Source organism: Candidatus Macondimonas diazotrophica, assembly GCF_004684205.1.
GTDB classification, from domain to species: Bacteria; Pseudomonadota; Gammaproteobacteria; order UBA5335; family UBA5335; genus Macondimonas; species Macondimonas diazotrophica.
This window is the reverse complement of record NZ_SRIO01000005.1, coordinates 37470-55936: the sequence shown is the minus strand read 5'-3', so window position 1 is coordinate 55936 and position 18467 is coordinate 37470. Positions and strand designations below refer to the sequence as shown.

The following is an 18467-nucleotide window of genomic DNA, read 5'->3' as shown; positions in this document are numbered from 1 at the left end:
TGCATGCTCGCGCCCTTATTCATCGCTGGCAAACGCATTTTGTACCCAACGGATCCGACGTTCGAGCAGAGGGCCCTGAATGGCCAGCACATCGAAGCGCATCGGCCGCGCGGCGTACATCAGGTGGGTATATAGGTAGGTGCGTGCTGCCAGAACCAGACGGCGGCGCTTGGAATGGCTGACAGTGGCTTCTGGAGTTCCAAAATCGGTACGTGTTCGATGGCGCACCTCGATAAAGACCAGAATCTGCTTATCGCTCATGATCAGGTCAATTTCTCCGCCTCTGCACCGGTAGTTGCGCGTGATGAGCTGCAGTCCCCGTCCAAGCAGGTGCTCCAAGGCGATATCTTCGGCTTGGGCGCCTGATCCGCTCACGGCACGGTGACCGGGGCGTCTTCGACAGGCAAACCCGGCTGCACCGTTCCGTCGCTGAAGTGCGCCCAGGGTAAATCGCGGCGGATGATTCGGCCATCTGAATCCAAGGCCAGTGTGCCGGTTGCGCCGACCATACTGACCGCGTCGGGCTGAGGAACGCTTGCCAGCTGATGCCATACACGATAGGCATCGATGCCCAACGCCTGCAGGCGGGCAACTGCTGGCGCTACGGCCGGATCGGCGCTGAGCAGCCATGGCATGTCAGGGAAGCGCACACCGTTGAGATCGGTGCTGCCATCTCGCTTGGCTGGTTGGCCGTAGACTGCCGAGGTGGCGTAGATCGGTAGGTTTCCCCCGCCCACGAAACGGATCTGAGGTTGAAGGAGTTGCGCCTGAAACATGAAGGCCGCCAGAAAGATCATGTCGGCATCCGAAGCCTGTGCGAGGCCCTCGCGCAATGCGGCTTGGAAATCGGATTGTGCCGCGTCGTAGCGGGTGATGTGGAGAACTTCCCCGCCCTGCGCGGCGAAGGTGTCCCCAAAGGCCGAATGCAAACGGGTTCCCCATTCGCTGGCCGGAGCGATCACCCATGCCCGACGATGGCCGAGGGTCATTGCCTGCTGCGCGACGATTCGAGCCTCATCCTCCGGCGGGAGACCGAACTGGAACAAACCGGGTCGGGCTTGGTCGATTCGGTTCAATGCGATCATTGGCACGGAAGGGGGTATGACGGCCGCGGCCTTTTCAACCATGGCCTTGTCGAGTGGTCCAATCACACTGCGTGCACCCAGCGCAAGCGCGTCGCGGGCGGCCGCTTCGACGCTGACGGATTGTTCGGTGACCGGAAAAAAACGCAGGGTGGGACGTCGCGACGGGGATTCCTCGAGATAGGCCCGCAGGATCCCATCCTGAATGGCTTGGCCGGCGGCGCTCCAGCGCCCGGACACTGGTAGCAATGTGGCGACGAGATGGGTATTCGGATCGGGGAGGGCCACCGACTCGGCGGATGGAGCGGGGGTGTTCGCTTCGGCCATGCGATCCAGCGCACGCAAACGTCGCGCCTGCCAGGATGCAGGGAGACCTTCGGCGCCACGCTCAAGCCATCGGCGCGCGTCCAGAGGGCGATTCTGCGCCAAGCGGGTTTCGGCCATCAGGACGGCGTAGCGAGCTTGCTGGTCGATTGTTCCCGGAATATCCGCCAATTTTTCGAGCACATTCCCAGCACGTTGCACTTCACCTGCATCCAGCCAGGCCTGCGCCGCAGCCAGTCCCGGTTCAATGCGCTCGATGCCTTCTGCGGTATCGAAGGTCGCCTGAAGCGCGCTCGGTGTGGCTTTTGCCTCGGTTGCAGCAGAATGACCCGAAGAAGGGGGGAGCGCCGGGGTGCAGGCGGAGAGCGCCAGGATGAGCGCGACGGTGGGGGCGCACGCATACCGCGAGCCCTTGCGGCGGGGCAGGATGAAGGAACGATCGAAATGGTGCATGCCGGCAGGAGTATTTGGTGAAAGAGGATGACATGGTAACGCAGAACGCGGGGGTGACGCCGGGCACGCTGTATGTCGTGGCGACACCGATTGGACATCTGGGTGATCTCTCTTCCCGTGCCTTGGAAGTTCTCGGCGCGGTCGATCTCATCGCGGCGGAGGACACGCGCCACACCCGGGGGCTCTTGACCCATTTCGGGATACAGAAGCCGTTGATCCCCCTGCATGAGCACAACGAGGCGCGACAGATGCAGATGCTGATAGCGCGCTTGCAGGCCGGCGCGGCGATCGCGCTGGTGAGCGATGCGGGTACGCCGTTGATCAGCGACCCCGGCTACGGCTTGGTTGCGGCGGCAGCGGCAGCCGGCGTTGTAATCAGTCCAATTCCGGGGCCCTGTGCCGCTATTGCCGCCCTGTCGGTGAGTGGATTGCCGACCGATCGCTTTGTCTTCGAAGGGTTTTTGCCACCGCGCCGGCCGGCGCGGCGCACCCGCTTGCAACAACTGGCGCGCGAGCGCCGCACATTGATTTTCTATGAGTCTCCGCGTCGCCTGGTCGAGGTTCTCGCTGACTGTGTCGAGGTGCTGGGCGGGGAGCGGAAAGCGTGTCTGGGGCGCGAACTGACCAAACGGTTCGAGACGGTCTATCGCGGCACGCTTGCTGACGTTCAGTCGGTCCTGACGACCCATTCCGATGCCTTGCGCGGAGAATGTGTGCTCCTGGTGGCGGGGGCAGTGGCATCCGCGACCGAAGACGCCGCTGGGAATGCGGACGCGGAGCGCATCCTGGCTGATCTGGTGGCGCAGTTGCCTGCCTCGCAGGTGGCCCGGCTGATGGACCGCTGGTTTGGTGGTGGACGCGCGCACTGGTATCAGCGTGCCATCGCCCTGCGGGCCGCGGTTGATCTATAATATCGGATGGAGTCGGCCAGGCAGTCGCTCCTTGGGCTTTGTGCCGAAGGGGAGGAAAGTCCGGGCTCCGCAGGGCGGGATGCCAGGTAATGCCTGGGCGGCGAGAGCCGACGGAAAGTGCCACAGAAAATATACCGCCGACGGCCTTCGGGTCGGGTAAGGGTGAAAAGGTGCGGTAAGAGCGCACCGCGCCGGTGGTAACACGCGGCGGCAGGGTAAACCCCATCCGGAGCAAGATCGAATAGGGGAACATGGGGCTTCGTCTCCCGGCGCGCGGCCCGTGCGCAGTTCCCGGGTGGATCGCTTGAGGTGCGCGGTGACGCGCATCCCAGATGAATGGCTGCCCATGACAGAACCCGGCTTATCGGCCGGCTCCATCTCCCCCCGTGCAGGGCATGCGCGGGGCGCTGCGTAAGATTTTTCTTTATCTATCCGCGCTAATGACTTGATTCTCAAAGCCCTCGGCGTTGTTCACGCCCGGGGGTTTTCTGCTTGCCTAAGCGTCTGTAATAAAAGACAAAAGTCTTTTGTTCAAGCCCCCTCGCTTCTGCTTGACAGGGTGGGTCAAGGCTTCCATAGTGTGTCTTGAGTGGCGAATTATGGTGGGAAGTGGCGTATTGGGGGGTTTTGAGGACAGATGTTTCGGGGTGCCAGCCAGGTAGCGATCGACGGGAAGGGCCGAGTGGCCATTCCGACGCGTTATCGCGACCATCTGACCACGCTTTGTGCGGGCCAGATGATCGTGACCGTGGATCGCGACCAGTGTTTGCTGGTGTATCCACTTCCGGCCTGGGAGGCGGTCGAGGTCGAGCTGATGCAGCTGGCCAATCTGGATCGACACGCGCGCCAGTTGCAGCGGCTCTTGATGGGCTACGCCACGGAGGTGTCCATGGATGGTCAGGGACGTTTGCAGCTCACGCCCCCGCTTCGGAAATTCGCGTATTTGGAAAGCCGCGGCATGCTCATCGGTCAAGGCAACAAATTCGAGCTGTGGTCCGAGGAGCGCTGGGAGAAGAATCAGGCCGAATGGCTGGCTGACCTGGGCATGGAGGACGGTGAAATGTCTACCGCGCTGCAGAAGCTGTCGATCTGAAGCGATTGAGGGCTGAGGTCATGGATGCGCTGCATCAGCCGGTTTTGCTGGCGGAGACTTTAGAGGCATTGGCACCTCGTGCCGGCGATCGCTACATCGACGGCACCTATGGGCGAGGAGGACATGCCGAATGCATTTTGTCGGCATTGGGGCCAGACGGACGACTCATGGTCGTGGATCAGGATCCTGAGGCGATTGCCCATGCCCGCTCGCGCTGGGCCGAGGATGCGCGCGTCACCATCGTGCATGCCAATATCGCCGATCTCGCTCAGTGCGCGCAAGTGGTCCGCTGGCGCGAGGGCGTGCAAGGCATTCTGTTCGATCTGGGGGTGTCGTCGCCCCAGCTGGATGATCCCGCGCGGGGATTCAGCTTCATGAATGACGGACCGCTGGACATGCGGATGGACGTTTCAAAAGGCCAGAGTGCGGCGCAGTGGCTGGGCAGCGTCGATGAAAGCGAACTGGCCGAGGTGTTATGGCGGTATGGAGAGGAGCGTCAATCGCGGCGTATCGCGCGCCGAATTGTCGCGGCAAGGGCGAACAAGCCCCTGACGCGAACCCGCGAACTGGCCGAGATCGTGGGGCAAACCTTGCCGCCTGGGGGGCGCCATAAGCACCCGGCGACGCGGACATTTCAGGCCATTCGGATTTACATCAATCGTGAACTGGAGTCACTGGAGCAAGCGTTGACGGCTGCGGTGCAGTTGCTGGCCCCGGGCGGACGGCTCGCGGTCATCAGTTTTCATTCGTTGGAAGATCGCGTGGTCAAACGATTCATGCGTCAAGGTGTGCAGCCGCCATCGGATCCCCTGGGATTCAACCGACCTGAACCGACGTTGAGGTGGGTGGCCAAGCAGGTCCGTGCGGGTGTTGTCGAATGTGCGGCCAATCCGCGTGCGCGCAGCGCCACGCTGCGGGTGGTGGAGAAATTGGGTTGAACAGGATCGGCACGCTATTCAACCTGCTGATGGCGCTGGCGGTGTTCGTCAGCAGCTTGGCCCTCGTGTACGTGAAGTTCAAGAATCGGGAGCAGTGGTCGGAGTTGCAACAGTTGCAGGAGGCGCGCGACGAACTGGAAGGTGAATGGAGCCGTTTGCAGCTCGAGCTCGGCGCTTGGGCGACGGCGCCGCGCATCGAGCGACTGGCCCGTGACCGGCTTGGCATGAGCACACCGGTCGCCAAAGACATCCGGTTGGTGCCCCATGAATAAGCGTCTCGGCAATCCGGTCTGGTCATGGCGCACCCGCATGATGGCGTTGCTCCTGGCACTGCTTGGAGTTGTGCTTGTTGGGCGCGCCGTGCAGCTGCATGTGTTCGACAAAGGTTTTCTTCACGGGCAGGCGCGCGAGCGTCACATGCGCGTTCTCGAGATCTCCGCGCATCGGGGCATGATCGTGGATCGGCATGGCGAGCCTTTGGCGGCGAGCACTCCGGTGGATTCAATCTGGGTCAATCCCCGACCCTTTCTGGACGACGAAGGTGCTGTAGAGAAGCTGGCCTCCGCGCTGGATATTCCCGCCGGCTCGTTGCGCAAGAAACTTGAGGATCGTCAAGAGCGGGAATTCGTCTATGTGAAGCGGCAACTTCCCCCCTATCAGTCCAAGCGAATATTGGCGATGAAACTCGATGGTCTGTACGCGCAGCGGGAATATCGCCGCTACTATCCCACCGGCGAGATCACCGGGCAGCTGCTGGGCTTCACCAATATCGACGATCGCGGGCTCGAAGGGCTGGAATTGTCATTCGATAGCTGGCTGGCGGGCCAGCCTGGAAAACGCCGCGTATTGATCGACGCCGGCAAGAAAGTGATTGATGATCTGGGCGAGATTCGTGAGGCCCGCCCCGGCCGCGATCTACAGCTCAGCCTGGATCGGCGGATTCAGTACCTGGCTTACCGGGAACTCAAGGCGGCAATGGTCGCCCATCGTGCCAAGGTCGGCTCTGTGGTGGTCTTGGATCCCCGCAATGGTGAAATCCTGGCCATGGTGAGCCAGCCCTCGTTCAATCCCAACAACCGTGAGGCGATTGTGCCGCGGCTCGCACGCAATCGGGCTGTCGTCGATCTGTTCGAGCCCGGTTCCACGCTCAAGCCGTTCATCGTGGCCACAGCCTTGGATCAGGGGCTGTTTCAGCCCGCCAGCGTGATTGATACGCGACCCGGTTGGTTTACCGTTCAGGGCAATACCATCCGGGACATCCACAACTACGGTGTTCTGGACTTGGGCGGTATCCTGGCCAAGTCCAGCAATGTGGGTGCGAGCCGTATCGCCCTGGCGATGTCTTCCGATCGCATCTGGGAGGCGTTGCGTGGCTTCGGATTCGGTGAGATGACCGCCAGCGGCTTTCCGGGCGAGCGTGGCGGCACCCTCCGCCATTTCCAGGATTGGCGTCCGATCGACCATGCGACCGTGGCCTACGGATACGGCTTGTCGACCACAACTCTGCAGTTGGCCAGTGCCTATGCGGTATTGGCTAATGGCGGTGAGCGGCGTCCGGTCAGTTTCTTCACGACCAAGCAGCTTCCCCCGGCCCATCGCGTCATCAGCGCCGGCAGTGCAGCGCAGGTCAGCCAGATGCTGGAACGGGTCGTGCGGGAAGGCACGGCGACTGCCGCCGCAATCCCCGGTTACCGAGTGGCTGGCAAGACCGGCACTGCTCGAAAGGCTGGGGTCGGCGGATATTCCGAACGTCGGTATCAGGCCGTCTTCGCGGGGTATGTCCCGGCCAGCCGCCCGCGACTCGTCGCCGTGGTGGTGATCGACGAACCCAGTGCCGGCGCCTACTACGGAGGTGCCGTGGCCGCTCCGGTATTCGCACGCATCATGGCCGGCGCCCTGCGGCTGATGGAGATTCCGCCCGATGACCTCCCCGATGGCACCGGCCTGGTGCATTCGGCGGCGAGCCCGGAGGAGCTGGGGTGAGCGCGCGGACGGTGAACTGGACGCTGAATCGCTTGTTGACACCATGGGGTGTGTCGACGGCAACGGTAGGGGATGATATCCGCATCGGTGGTTTGACGCTCGATTCGCGCGCCGTCAAGCCGAACGACCTGTTCCTCGCCTGCGCCGGACTGTCCCGACACGGCCTCGACTACGCTGAGGAGGCCGTCCGGCGAGGCGCTGCTGCCGTGGCCTTCGATCCCGCACAGGGGCGATCGCAATTGCCGGATCTGTCCGTTCCATTGGTCCCGATTCCGGATCTGGCCGGGCAGGCCAGCGCCTTGGCGGACCAATTTTATGGTACCCCCTCGACGTCGATGCGGGTCATCGGCATCACCGGCACCAACGGCAAGACCAGTTGCGCGCACCTACTGGCGCAGACACTGGACGATCCCCCGGGTGCGGCCGCGATCCTTGGGACGCTGGGCAATGGCCGGCCCGGCCATCTGGTTCCCTCGAGCCACACCACGCTCGATGCCGTGAGCGTGCAGGCCTGGCTGGCCCGGTTTCGGGAGGAAGCCGTGCGAGCGGTGGCCATGGAGGTTTCCTCTCATGCCCTCGATCAGGCGCGCGTGGCTGCGGTGCATTTCGATACCGCTATCTTCACCAATCTCACCCGCGATCATCTGGATTATCACGGAACCGAGGCGGCCTATGCGGCTGCCAAGCGGCGCCTATTCGAAATGCCGGAGCTGCGTATGGCAGTGATGTGGGCCGAGGATCCGGCGGCTTACACCATGGCTTCAGCGCTATCGGCCGACTGCCGGCAAGTCTGGGCCGGCTTGACGCCTCGAGCACGCGCCACGTTACCTGCCGGCGCTGCCCGGCTATGGGTCCGCGCCACGAAGCCCCGGGCGAACGGCGTCGATTTGGTTCTGGACGGAGATTGGGGCGAGGGCGCCGTGCATCTTCCGCTGCTGGGGCGGTTCAACGTGGCCAACGCCTTGCTCGTCCTGGCTGCGCTGGTGGGTGGCGGCCTGCCGTGGTCGGCGGCATTGGCGCGTCTGGCCGCAGTGCAACCGGTTCCCGGGCGCATGCAGCGGGTGGGCGGCGGGCGCCTGCCCCAGGCCATCATCGACTATGCCCATACCCCCGATGCCTTGGCTCAGGCGATCGCGGCGTGTCGCGAGCACGGCGCGCGGTATGTGGTCTGCGTGTTCGGGTGTGGCGGCGATCGTGATCGTGGCAAGCGTCCGCTCATGGGCGAGGTGGCCGGTCGTCTGGCCGATTCGGTGGTGCTGACTGACGACAATCCACGGAGCGAACCACCGGATGCCATCATCGCCGCCATTCGCGCAGGAATACCCGCAGGCGTGCCGGTTCGCATCGAGCGCGATCGGCGCGCCGCCATCGTGGGTGCTCTGCAGGCCGCCAGCGCCGGAGACTGGGTTCTGGTGGCCGGGAAAGGACATGAAACGGGTCAGATCTTTGCGGATCGCGAGGAACCCTTCTCGGATCTGGCCGTGATCGAAGACTGGTTCCGGGAGGCGGCGTGATTCGGGGTGAACTGGGTGCAATTGCCGAGCGCTTGGGTGCAGAACAGCACGGCACCGGCGGATCGTTCGCTGGTGTGGCCATCGATACGCGCCGCCTCGTGCCGGGCGCCCTGTTCGTGGCATTGCCCGGCAGCCGAGTCGATGGCCATGCCTTTCTGGCCGACGCCCGCGCGGCTGGTGCGGCCGGCGCGGTGGTGATGCGTCTGGATCCTACGGTCGATTTGCCGCAGTTGGTGGTGCCTGACGGTCACTCAGCGTTGGTGACGCTGGCCCTTGACTGGCGCGCCGCATTCAAGGGGCCGGTGGTGGCGCTGACGGGTAGCAATGGCAAAACCACCGTGAAGGAAATGGTCGCCAGCATTCTCGGCGTCCAAGGCGAGGTTTGGGCCACCCCGGGGAACTACAACAACGCATTGGGTGTGCCCTTGAGTCTGCTGGGCTTGGATCCGCAGCGGCATGTCGCGGCGGTGTTCGAGCTCGGCGCCAATCATGCGGGCGAAATCGCCCAGTTGACCGAATGGGTCCGCCCCGATGTCGGGCTCATCACGCAGGCCGGGCGGGCGCACCTGGAAGGCTTTGGTTCATTGGAGGGTGTTGCCCGTGCCAAGGGTGAACTGATTGCGGGGCTGTCCGCGCAGGGCGTTGCGGTGATCAACGGCGATGACCGTTTTGCAGCGTATTGGGCCGGGCTGGCTAAGGGACGCGTGGTGTACTTCGGTCTCGCGCCCGAGGCTGCGGTGCGAACCGATCCCGCAGCATGTCGGGTGGTCATCGATGCGGCCAGTCTGTCGCAGGCGTTCACGCTCGTAACCCCCACGGGCGAGGCGCCGGTGCGCCTGGGTTTTCCGGGGCGGCACAACGTGCGCAATGCTTTGGCTGCGGCAGCCGTGGGGGAAGCGCTGGGATTGCCCATCGAGACTATCGCAACCGGCCTGAGGGCGGCGCGTCCGGCCCCCGGTCGGCTGAACTGGCTCATCGGTTCGGACGGTGTTCGGGTAATTGACGATACCTATAACGCCAATCCCACCTCGATGGCCGCAGCGATCGATGTATTGGCTGAAATGACTGGTGAACGCTGGCTCGTGATGGGCGATATGGGAGAACTCGGTGCCGAGGCGGCCGCCCTGCATGGCGAGATGGGTGCCCGTGCTCGCGCGCAGGGGATTGACCGGCTCTATGCCTTGGGATCGCTCAGCGCCGCGGCCGTCGATGCGTTTGGGGGCGGGGGTCGGCATTTTGCCGACCAAGACGAGCTGATCGCATGTCTTTCCCAGGAACTGAAGCGTTCCGCCGCAACGCTGACGCTGCTTGTCAAAGGATCGCGCTACATGGCCATGGAACGGGTGGTTGCCGCCCTGAGACAGGAAGACTGACGTGTTGTACTGGCTGACTCAGCAACTGGTGGCCTATCACAGCGGCTTTCATGCCTTCAGCTACATTACGCTGCGCGCCATCATGGGCATGCTAACCGCGCTGGGGCTGGGGTTGTTGCTCGGGCCCGTGCTCATTGCGCATCTGGCACAGCGGCAGCTCGGCCAACAGATTCGCAGTGATGGACCCCAGTCGCACCTGTCCAAAGCCGGCACGCCGACCATGGGCGGGGCACTGATCTTGCTGAGCATCGCATCGAGCACCCTGCTGTGGGCCGATCTGGGCAACCGTTACATCTGGATCGCGCTGTTGACCACGCTGCTGTTCGGCATGGTCGGCTGGCTGGATGACTATCTGAAGATCTACCGCCGTTCGAGCAACGGATTGAGCGCGCGGCAGAAGTACCTCGGCCAGTCGCTGATCGGTCTGGGCGCTGCAATGACTCTCTACCTGACGGCCAATGTCCCCGCCGAGACCACGCTGATCGTTCCGTTCTTCAAGGATGTCGCCTGGGCGATGGGCTGGGCATTCGTCCCCTTTGCCTATTTCGTCATCGTCGGTGCCAGCAACGCGGTGAATCTCACCGACGGTCTCGATGGGCTGGCCATCATGCCCACGGTACTGGTCGCCGCGGGACTTGGGGTATTCGCCTATGTTGGCGGCCATGCCCAGTTCGCCAGCTACCTCGGCATCCCGCACGTTCCGGGCGCGGGGGAAATGCTCATCTTCTGCGCGGCCATCGGGGGCGCCGGACTGGCGTTTCTCTGGTTCAACACCTACCCCGCCATGGTGTTCATGGGGGATGTCGGTGCGTTGGCGCTGGGCGCGGCGTTGGGGACTATGGCGGTTGTGGTCCGGCAGGAGATCGTGCTCGGCATCATGGGTGCAGTGTTCGTCGCCGAAACCATCTCGGTGATGTTGCAGGTGGCTTCGTTCAAGCTCACCGGCCGGCGCATTTTCCGCATGGCGCCGATTCACCACCACTTCGAGTTAATGGGCTGGCCGGAACCACGGGTTATCGTCCGCTTCTGGATCATCACCGTGATTCTGGTGCTGATCGGCTTGTCGTCGTTGAAGCTGCGGTGAGGGAGGAGGTATGACTGCTTGCGCTGTCTCCGCTGCTGTTCCCCCCACCGTCGTGGTGGGCCTGGGGGTGACCGGCCTGTCCGTTGCGCGATACCTCAAGCGGCTGGGTCAGCCGTTCCGGGTCGTGGACAGTCGCCCAGCGCCGCCACATCAAGCGGCGTTGCACGAGATCTGTCCAGATGCGCCAGTGCATTTCGGGCCCTTTTCACCGGACGTTTTCGCGGGCGCCCGGCATATCGTGGTGTCGCCGGGGGTGGCGCCACAGGAACCCGCACTGCGCGAGGCGCGGGCCCGCGGCGCCCGGGTGGAAGGCGATATCGCGTTGTTTGCCCGCGCTGCCGGTGCGCCGATCGCCGCCATCACCGGCTCCAACGGCAAGAGCACGGTCACCACGTTGCTCGGGGAAATGGCGCGCTTGGCCGGCTTGCGGGTCGGCGTGGGTGGGAATTTGGGCGAGCCGGCGCTGGATCTGCTCGCCGATGACCGCGATCTGTACGTGCTGGAGCTGTCCAGCTTCCAGCTCGAAACCACCGACGTGCTGAACGCCCGGGTCGCAGCAGTCCTTAACCTTTCGGAAGATCACATCGACCGCCATGGTTCGCTGGCCGGATACGCCGCATGCAAGGCGCGCATTTTCAATGCGGCGCCGGACCGCGAGGTGCCGGTCCGCGTGCTGAACGTCGAGGATCCCGCGGTCGTGGCCATGGCGTCGCCAGGCGTTCCCGTGCGTTGGTTTGGTCTGGCCAGCGAGGAACAAAGCCACTATCGCGTCGTCAGGCACAGTGATCGTCGCTGGCTGGCCGCAGGGGATGACCGGCTGCTGCCGGTATCGGAACTGGCGCTGGTTGGTGAGCACCACCAGGCCAATGCTTTGGCCGCGCTGGCGATGGCCGATGCACTCGCATTGCCGAGAGCGGCCTGTCTGGACGCCTTGCGGCGGTTTCAGGGATTGCCGCATCGCACACAGCTGCTGATGGAAATCGGGGGGGTGCGGTTCATCGATGACTCCAAGGGAACCAACGTGGGCGCGACAGTGGCCGCCCTGCGGGGGGTTCCGGGGCCGCTGGTGCTGATTGCCGGTGGGCAGGGCAAGGGGCAGGATTTCTCCGCGCTGCGGCCGTGGGTGGCAGGCAAGGTGCGCGCGGCCGTTCTGATGGGCGAGGATGCTGACCAGCTGGCATCTGCCCTGGATGGCGCCACGACACTGCTGCGTGCCGGCGATATGGATGAAGCCGTGCGACTGGCGGCAAATCAAGCGCGTCCCGGGGATGCCGTGCTGCTGTCGCCCGCATGCGCCAGCCTCGACATGTTTCGAAACTACCACCACCGGGGCGAGGCCTTCGCCGCGGCTGTCCGGGAGTTGGGCGCATGAGTGCCGTCACCCTGCCTCGCGCCAAGACTCGCCATGATTGGCGGACGCTGGTGGCACGTGTCGACGCACCGCTTGCGCTCGCTGCGATCGGGCTGTTGATGCTGGGGCTGATCATGGTGGCATCGGCTTCCATGCCGCTGGCGGATCATCGCTTCGATGACCCCTTCCGCTTCCTGCGGCGCCAACTGGTCTATGCGGTGTTCGGCGTGGCGATCGCCGCCGCAGCACTGAAGATGCCGTTGGCGAGGCTGCAGCAGCTGGGCTTTACGCTGATGGCGGTCAGCTTTGTGTTGCTGATCGTCGTGCTGATCCCCGGCGTCGGCAAGGTGGTCAATGGCAGCGCCCGCTGGCTGGATCTGTTTGTGATCCGCATTCAGGTCTCCGAGCCGGCGCGTCTGGGCCTGCTGATATTTCTGGCCGGGTTCTTGGTGCGTCGGCAGGTGGAGGTGCGTGACACGTTCTTCGGCGTGGGGAAGGTGATGGCGCTGCTGGCCGCCGCGGGGCTCTTGCTGCTGGCCGAACCGGATCTGGGCGCAGCCGTGGTCCTGGCACTGGCGGTCATGGCCATGCTCTGGGTGGCCGGTGCGCCGATGCTGCCGTTCGTTCTTTTGTTGTTCATGGGCATGGGGTCGTTGTACTTGCTGATAGCCTTGTCGCCCTATCGGCTAGCACGGCTGACCGGCTTCATGGATCCCTGGGCAGATCCTTTCAATACCGGCTTTCAGCTCACGCAGTCATTGATGGCGATCGGATCCGGGCATTGGTTCGGCCTGGGGCTTGGTGGCAGCGTCCAGAAGATGTTCTACCTGCCCGAGGCGCATACCGACTTTCTGTTCGCCATTCTGGCCGAAGAACTGGGACTGGTGGGATCGCTCAGTGTGGTGATGCTCTATGCCCTGGTGTTCTGGCGCAGCCTGCGCATCGCCGATGCGGCGGCTCGGTCCGGTCGCTGGTTCGGTGCCTATCTTGCCGTTGGCTTGAGCGTGTGGCTGACCAGTCAGGCGTTTATCAATATCGGCGTGAACATGGGCTTGCTGCCCACCAAAGGCTTGACGCTGCCGCTCATGAGTTACGGCGGCAGCAGCTTGCTGGTGGTGTGCACGATCATCGGGCTCATCTTGCGGATCGGGATCGAAAATGCCGATCCACCCGTGCAGACCCGGAAGCCGGGGCGAAAATCATGAGCAGCGAAGTCGTCCTCATCATGGCGGGTGGTACGGGGGGGCATGTCTTCCCGGCATTGGCCGTGGCACGTGATCTGCGTCGCGCGGGTATTGCCGTCGCGTGGCTGGGCAGCCACGGCGGCATGGAAGAACGGGTCGTGGCAGCTGATGGCATTCCGTTCCATGGTCTGCATATTCGCGGATTGCGCGGCAAGGGTGCACTGACCTGGTTGCTGATGCCGGTGCGCCTGTTGCTGGCGGTGGCCGAAGCGCTCGGGGTGATGATGCGGCTGCGTCCCCGCGTGGTGCTCGGTATGGGTGGATTCGCCGCCGGTCCCGGTGGTCTCGCGGCATGGCTGCTGCGGCGACCATTGGTGGTCCATGAACAAAACGCCGTGGCAGGATGGACCAATCGGCTGCTGTCGCGGTTTGCGCGACGGACCTTGGCAGCGTATCCCAATGCGTTGCCCGGTGCAGAGTTGGTGGGCAATCCGGTGCGCCCGGCCATCGCGGCGCTACCGACGCCCGAGGTCCGTTTTGCCGGTCGCGAAGGCGCGATGCGGGTCTTGGTGCTGGGTGGGAGTCAGGGCGCCCGCGCGCTGAATCAACGGGTTCCCGAGGCGCTTGCACAAGTGTCCCGGAAAATCCCCGTCCAGGTGATTCACCAGACCGGCAACCGGGATGAGGCGTCCACGCGCGAGACCTATGCGCGTCTGGGTGTACCGGCGGACGTTCACGCCTTCATCGACGACATGGCAGCGAGCTATGCCTGGGCCGATCTGCTGGTCTGCCGCGCGGGGGCGTTGACACTGGCGGAAGTGGCCGCCGCCGGAGTGGGTTCCATCCTCGTGCCCTATCCCCACGCCGTGGACGATCACCAGACCCGCAATGCCGAATACCTGGTCAGCGCTGGCGCCGCCGTCCTGCAGCCCCAGGACACGCTGACCGACACGACGCTTGCCGAAACACTGGGCGCCCTTCTGGCCGACCGGCAGCGCCTGGGCGAGATGGCCGTGCGGGCGCGTGAGCTGGCCCGCGGGGATGCAACCGCCACGGTGGCGGCCGTGTTGCGCGCCGAAGGGGGCATGGCATGAGCAGCGTATTGCCGGCCGCCTTGTTGCAACAGGCCTGGATGCGGCGGGTACGGCGCATTCACTTCGTGGGCATGGGGGGTGTCGGCATGGCCGGCATCGCGGAAGTGCTGCTGAATTTGGGCTATCAGGTTTCCGGCTCGGATATGCGGGACAGCGCCGCACTTCAGCGCTTGGCGACCTTGGGTGCGGCGGTGACATTGGGACATGGCGCTGATCGAATTGCCGGCGCGGATGTGGTGGTGATTTCGAGCGCGATCGGCACCGAGAACCCCGAGGTTGTTGCGGCCCGGACCCAGGGCATTCCCGTGATCCCGCGCGCGCAGATGCTCGCCGAACTGATGCGCTTTCGCTATGGCATTGCCGTGGCCGGGACACATGGCAAGACCACCACCACCAGCCTGATCGCCAGCGTGTTGGCCGATGGTGGCCTGGATCCCACGTTCGTGATCGGCGGACGGCTGAACCAGGCGGGAACACACGCGCGATTGGGGACGGGGCCTTACCTGGTGGCCGAGGCGGACGAAAGCGACGCATCGTTCATGCATCTGCAGCCCATGATCGCGGTCGTCACCAATATCGATGCCGACCATCTCGATACCTATGGCGGCGATTTTGACCGGTTGCGCCAGACGTTCCTGGAGTTTCTGCACAATCTTCCGTTCTACGGGCTGGCCGTGATTTGCGCGGACGATCCCGTGCTCACCGCAATGCGCACCGATATCGGCCGACCGATTCTGACCTATGGCTTTGCGGAGGATGCCGATGTCCGGGTACGCGTCGCGCATCCGCAAGCCGGCCGCAATCATCTGGAGATTGCTTTTGGCGACGGGACCGAGCATGCCCTGACCCTGAATCTGCCCGGCCGACACAATATCCAGAACGCATTGGCCGCGCTGGCCGTGGGTCACGAACTGGGAGTGGCGCCTGCGGCCATGGCGCAGGCCCTGGAACACTTCCAGGGGATCGGGCGGCGTTTCCAGCGCTATGGGGTGATTGAGAGTCCGGCCGGCTCGATCGATCTGGTCGACGACTACGGGCATCACCCCACCGAGGTCGAGGCGACACTGGCGGCGGCGCGCGAAACCTGGCCACAGCGACGGCTTGTGGTGGCGTTTCAGCCGCATCGCTACAGCCGCACCCGGGATCTATTGGAAGATTTCGCGCGGGTGCTGTCGAAAGCCGATGTATTGCTGCTGACCGACGTCTACGCAGCGGGCGAAGCGCCCATTGCCCAGGCCGACGGACGCACCCTGGCACGGGCCACCCGGGCGCACGGTCGACTGGAGCCGGTGTTCGTGCCGACGGTCGAGGCCCTGCCCGAGGCATTGGAAGGCCTGCTGCAGCCCGGAGATGTGGTGCTGACTCTGGGCGCTGGCGACATCGGTGCGTTGCCGGGCAGGCTGTGCCGCCGCTGGGAGGGTCGATCATGAACGCACAGCGCGACACGGTGCGCGGGCGCCTGCGTCACAACGAGCCCATGATGGCCCACACCAGTTGGCGCGTGGGGGGGCGGGCAGCGCTGTTCTTCGAGCCGGCCGACGTCGCAGATCTGGCCGATTTCCTGAGTGCTTTGCCGGCGCAAACGCCGTTGTTCTGGCTTGGTCTGGGCAGCAATGTGCTGGTGCGCGACGGCGGCATCGACGGGGTGGTGATTGCAACCCATCCCGGATTGGGCGGATTGCACCGATCGGGGCCTGGCCGGGTGCAGGCACAGGCGGGTGTTCCCTGCGCCAAGCTGGCGCGTCTTTGTGAGCGCGAGCGGCTCGCCGACGGGGCATTCTTTGCCGGCATTCCCGGGACGCTGGGAGGTGCGCTGGCGATGAATGCCGGCGCTTTCGGGGGAGAGACTTGGACGCAGGTGAGCCGGGTCGAGACGATCGACCGCCAGGGTGAGCGGCGCTGGCGCCCCGCCAGTGAATTCCAGGCCGGGTATCGCCATGTGGTCATGCCGGCCGCTGAGGAATGGTTCATCACCGGCGAGTGGGCGTTCGACCCCGCAGTGGGGCCGAACGGGCATACGCATATCCGTGAACTGCTCGCGCGTCGTGCGGCTACCCAGCCGCTGGGGCTCCCGAGCTGTGGTTCGGTATTCCGCAATCCGCCGGGTGATCACGCTGCGCGCTTGATCGAGTTTGTCGGCTTGAAGGGTGCGCGGATCGGCGATGCCCAGGTCTCACCCAAGCACGCCAATTTCATTATCAATCTGGGCCATGCCCGTGCAGCCGACATCGAACGGCTGATCGTCCAGATCCAGGAGCAGGTTCGCACCGAATGTGGGGTGGACCTGATGCCGGAAGTACGCATTGTCGGGAGGCCCGCATGAGCGCACATGCCGAGGGTCGCCGGATCCAGGACCCCGCAGCATTCGGGCGGGTCGCCGTGCTGATGGGTGGGCACTCAGGGGAGCGGGAGATTTCGCTCCGCAGCGGTGCCGCCATCTTCGAGGCGTTGCGCAGTACGGGGGTGGCGGCGATCGCTGTCGACGTGCAGTCGGATTTTCTCGCGCGGCTGCCAACGCTGCGATGTGACCGCGCGTTTATCGCGCTGCATGGCCGCGGCGGCGAGGACGGCGTCATTCAGGGCGCATTGGAGCTGGCCGGGATCCCCTATACCGGCAGCGGCGTGGCGGCCTGTGCGATCAGCATGGATAAATTGCGCACCAAACAGTTGTGGCAGGCGCAAGGACTGCCCACTCCGCCGTACATGGTCCTGGTGGACGAGCCAGATGCGCAGCAGGCACTGGAGAGCCTCGGGTTGCCGCTGATCGTCAAGCCTGCGCGTGAAGGGTCCAGTCTCGGCATGAGTAAGGTGAGTGCGCCCGAAGAGATGGCCGCGGCCTTCCGCCGTGCGCGGGAATGGGACGATCGGGTCTTGGCGGAACGATGGATCACGGGCGGAGAGTACACGGTTGCGATTCTGGGCGATGTTGCGCTGCCATCGATTCGCCTGGAAACGCCGCATGCGTTTTATGACTTCGAAGCGAAATACCGCGCGGACAGCACGCGCTACCACTGTCCCAGCGGCTTGATGCCCGATCGGGAGGCAGCACTCAGTGATCTGGCACTGGCCGCTTTCCAGGGGCTTGATGCCCGGGGTTGGGGACGCGTCGATTTCATGATCGACCGGGCTGGGGCGCCCTGGCTGCTGGAGCTGAACAGCGTGCCGGGTATGACGGACCACAGTCTCGTGCCCATGGCTGCTCGGGCAGCAGGCTTGTCGTTCGAGGAGCTGGTCTGGCGGATCCTCGAAACCAGCATGGAGCAACGGTGATGAGGGCCATTCCGTCGCCCGATCGCATGCGCTCGCCGGCGCCAACTGCGCGTCGTCTGCGCGCGAGTCGAATCCCCGCGGTTGCGCCAGGTGGGCCGACGCTTCGTCGCTGGTTCGGTCGCAGCGTGGGCGTGGCGCTGGGTGTCGGAATGCTCGGCTTTCTGGCATGGCAAGCGCAGGCGCAAGGTTGGTTCGCCTTGCGTCGCGTGCTGGTGGAAGCGCCGTTCCGGCAGGTTCCGCAGGAAGTCCTCGAGCAGACCATACGTCGGCACGGCGCACCGCATCTCTGGCAGGTGGACCTCGATGTCCTGCTGGAAGATCTGCGGTCACTCGACTGGGTCGCTCGGGTGCAGGTGGGGCGCCGTTGGCCCGACGCGTTGCTGGTGCGCATCTGGGAGTACCGGCCGGTCGCGCGTTGGGGCGAGGTCGGCTTGCTGGATGCGCGCGGCGTGCGTTTCCAGATCGAATCCGGCGAGGTGGACCTGCCGTTGCTCAATGGGCCGGAGGGGTCCGAGCGTCGGGTACTGGATACCTATCGGCTGTTCCAGTCGCAGCTGTCTGCGCAGGGTACCGGTCTTCGGCAGTTGGTCGTGGATCACCGCGGTAGCTGGCGCGCCACCCTCGAAGACGGCGTGGAACTGCGTCTGGGTCCCGGGAATCCACAGTTGGCATTCAATCGCTTCATCAACAAGGTATTGCCGTTGTTGCGCTCCGAGCTGGCTGCCGTGGCTTATGTCGATATGCGCTACCCGAACGGCTTTTCGATCAAACCCAAGGAGCGCCCGGATAACGGGCGCGCAGAAGGATAACTGG

General features: G+C 64.4%; 17 protein-coding genes and 1 other RNA gene. 16 read left to right on the top strand and 2 right to left on the bottom strand.

Translation table 11 applies throughout. From position 1 onward, the window contains the following. Window positions 1-15: 15 nt before the first annotated feature. Window positions 16-375: a YraN family protein gene (locus E4680_RS05115; protein ID WP_135281322.1), complete on the bottom strand. Its 360-nt coding sequence runs from the start codon at window positions 373-375 to the stop codon at window positions 16-18. Beyond that, a complete protein-coding gene (locus E4680_RS05110) occupies window positions 372-1859 on the bottom strand; it encodes a penicillin-binding protein activator (RefSeq protein WP_135281321.1) in 1488 nt (495 codons plus the stop codon). Before E4680_RS05110 ends, E4680_RS05115 begins: the two co-directional genes overlap by 4 nt. A gap of 32 nt (window positions 1860-1891) precedes the next feature. Between E4680_RS05110 and rsmI the strand changes: the two genes are divergently transcribed. The 16 genes from rsmI (at window position 1892) to E4680_RS05030 (ending at window position 18463) form a co-directional block, all read left to right on the top strand. Continuing rightward, complete coding sequence (rsmI, locus tag E4680_RS05105; RefSeq protein ID WP_135281320.1) at window positions 1892-2770, top strand: 16S rRNA (cytidine(1402)-2'-O)-methyltransferase; 879 nt, start codon at window positions 1892-1894, stop codon at window positions 2768-2770. Between the two features lie 8 nt (window positions 2771-2778). Then, window positions 2779-3150: RNase P RNA component class A (gene rnpB, locus E4680_RS05100), an RNA gene on the top strand. Between the two features lie 257 nt (window positions 3151-3407). After that, a complete protein-coding gene (gene mraZ / locus E4680_RS05095) occupies window positions 3408-3863 on the top strand; it encodes a division/cell wall cluster transcriptional repressor MraZ (RefSeq protein WP_135281319.1) in 456 nt (151 codons plus the stop codon). A gap of 20 nt (window positions 3864-3883) precedes the next feature. After that, entirely contained in the window at window positions 3884-4801 is a 918-nt protein-coding gene (rsmH, locus tag E4680_RS05090) for a 16S rRNA (cytosine(1402)-N(4))-methyltransferase RsmH (RefSeq protein ID WP_135281318.1), read from the top strand. Beyond that, window positions 4798-5073, top strand: coding sequence for a cell division protein FtsL (gene ftsL, locus E4680_RS05085; RefSeq protein WP_240696128.1), 276 nt, complete (start codon window positions 4798-4800; stop codon window positions 5071-5073). The genes rsmH and ftsL overlap by 4 nt, the downstream gene beginning before the upstream one ends. Continuing rightward, a complete protein-coding gene (locus tag E4680_RS05080) occupies window positions 5066-6784 on the top strand; it encodes a peptidoglycan D,D-transpeptidase FtsI family protein (protein ID WP_135281317.1) in 1719 nt (572 codons plus the stop codon). The genes ftsL and E4680_RS05080 overlap by 8 nt, the downstream gene beginning before the upstream one ends. Next, complete coding sequence (locus E4680_RS05075) at window positions 6781-8298, top strand: UDP-N-acetylmuramoyl-L-alanyl-D-glutamate--2,6-diaminopimelate ligase (protein WP_205688756.1); 1518 nt, start codon at window positions 6781-6783, stop codon at window positions 8296-8298. Before E4680_RS05080 ends, E4680_RS05075 begins: the two co-directional genes overlap by 4 nt. After that, window positions 8295-9671 carry a UDP-N-acetylmuramoyl-tripeptide--D-alanyl-D-alanine ligase gene (locus tag E4680_RS05070; RefSeq protein WP_240696127.1) on the top strand — a complete coding sequence of 459 codons (1377 nt, stop codon included), beginning with the start codon at window positions 8295-8297 and terminating at the stop codon, window positions 9669-9671. Before E4680_RS05075 ends, E4680_RS05070 begins: the two co-directional genes overlap by 4 nt. Window position 9672: 1 nt before the next feature. Then, window positions 9673-10755, top strand: a complete 1083-nt coding sequence (gene mraY / locus E4680_RS05065) for a phospho-N-acetylmuramoyl-pentapeptide-transferase (RefSeq protein WP_135281316.1) — start codon at window positions 9673-9675, stop codon at window positions 10753-10755. 10 nt (window positions 10756-10765) lie between these two features. After that, window positions 10766-12127, top strand: a complete 1362-nt coding sequence (gene murD, locus E4680_RS05060; RefSeq protein ID WP_135281315.1) for a UDP-N-acetylmuramoyl-L-alanine--D-glutamate ligase — start codon at window positions 10766-10768, stop codon at window positions 12125-12127. Beyond that, on the top strand, window positions 12124-13311 hold the full coding sequence (ftsW, locus tag E4680_RS05055) for a putative lipid II flippase FtsW (RefSeq protein ID WP_135281314.1): 1188 nt from the start codon (window positions 12124-12126) through the stop codon (window positions 13309-13311). The genes murD and ftsW overlap by 4 nt, the downstream gene beginning before the upstream one ends. Next, window positions 13308-14384, top strand: a complete 1077-nt coding sequence (gene murG / locus E4680_RS05050) for an undecaprenyldiphospho-muramoylpentapeptide beta-N-acetylglucosaminyltransferase (RefSeq protein ID WP_135281313.1) — start codon at window positions 13308-13310, stop codon at window positions 14382-14384. The genes ftsW and murG overlap by 4 nt, the downstream gene beginning before the upstream one ends. Next, window positions 14381-15814 (top strand): UDP-N-acetylmuramate--L-alanine ligase, encoded by a 1434-nt coding sequence (murC, locus tag E4680_RS05045; protein ID WP_240696126.1) that lies wholly within the window; start codon window positions 14381-14383, stop codon window positions 15812-15814. The genes murG and murC overlap by 4 nt, the downstream gene beginning before the upstream one ends. After that, window positions 15811-16707, top strand: a complete 897-nt coding sequence (gene murB, locus E4680_RS05040; protein WP_135281312.1) for a UDP-N-acetylmuramate dehydrogenase — start codon at window positions 15811-15813, stop codon at window positions 16705-16707. Before murC ends, murB begins: the two co-directional genes overlap by 4 nt. Next, window positions 16704-17654, top strand: a complete 951-nt coding sequence (locus E4680_RS05035) for a D-alanine--D-alanine ligase (RefSeq protein WP_135281311.1) — start codon at window positions 16704-16706, stop codon at window positions 17652-17654. Before murB ends, E4680_RS05035 begins: the two co-directional genes overlap by 4 nt. Continuing rightward, window positions 17654-18463 carry a cell division protein FtsQ/DivIB gene (locus E4680_RS05030; protein ID WP_135281310.1) on the top strand — a complete coding sequence of 270 codons (810 nt, stop codon included), beginning with the start codon at window positions 17654-17656 and terminating at the stop codon, window positions 18461-18463. Before E4680_RS05035 ends, E4680_RS05030 begins: the two co-directional genes overlap by 1 nt. Window positions 18464-18467 lie beyond the last annotated feature (4 nt).

What these genes read in the sequence shown, in the direction of transcription:
- E4680_RS05030 (WP_135281310.1), top strand. Translation starts at nt 17,654, where the DNA reads ATGAGGGCCATTCCGTCGCCCGATCGCATGCGCTCGCCGGCGCCAACT.
- murC (WP_240696126.1), top strand. Translation starts at nt 14,381, where the DNA reads ATGAGCAGCGTATTGCCGGCCGCCTTGTTGCAACAGGCCTGGATGCGG.
- murD (WP_135281315.1), top strand. Translation starts at nt 10,766, where the DNA reads ATGACTGCTTGCGCTGTCTCCGCTGCTGTTCCCCCCACCGTCGTGGTG.
- murB (WP_135281312.1), top strand. Translation starts at nt 15,811, where the DNA reads ATGAACGCACAGCGCGACACGGTGCGCGGGCGCCTGCGTCACAACGAG.
- E4680_RS05110 (WP_135281321.1), bottom strand. Translation starts at nt 1,859, where the DNA reads ATGCACCATTTCGATCGTTCCTTCATCCTGCCCCGCCGCAAGGGCTCG.
- E4680_RS05080 (WP_135281317.1), top strand. Translation starts at nt 5,066, where the DNA reads ATGAATAAGCGTCTCGGCAATCCGGTCTGGTCATGGCGCACCCGCATG.
- ftsW (WP_135281314.1), top strand. Translation starts at nt 12,124, where the DNA reads ATGAGTGCCGTCACCCTGCCTCGCGCCAAGACTCGCCATGATTGGCGG.
- rsmI (WP_135281320.1), top strand. Translation starts at nt 1,892, where the DNA reads ATGGTAACGCAGAACGCGGGGGTGACGCCGGGCACGCTGTATGTCGTG.
- rsmH (WP_135281318.1), top strand. Translation starts at nt 3,884, where the DNA reads ATGGATGCGCTGCATCAGCCGGTTTTGCTGGCGGAGACTTTAGAGGCA.
- E4680_RS05035 (WP_135281311.1), top strand. Translation starts at nt 16,704, where the DNA reads ATGAGCGCACATGCCGAGGGTCGCCGGATCCAGGACCCCGCAGCATTC.
- murG (WP_135281313.1), top strand. Translation starts at nt 13,308, where the DNA reads ATGAGCAGCGAAGTCGTCCTCATCATGGCGGGTGGTACGGGGGGGCAT.
- mraZ (WP_135281319.1), top strand. Translation starts at nt 3,408, where the DNA reads ATGTTTCGGGGTGCCAGCCAGGTAGCGATCGACGGGAAGGGCCGAGTG.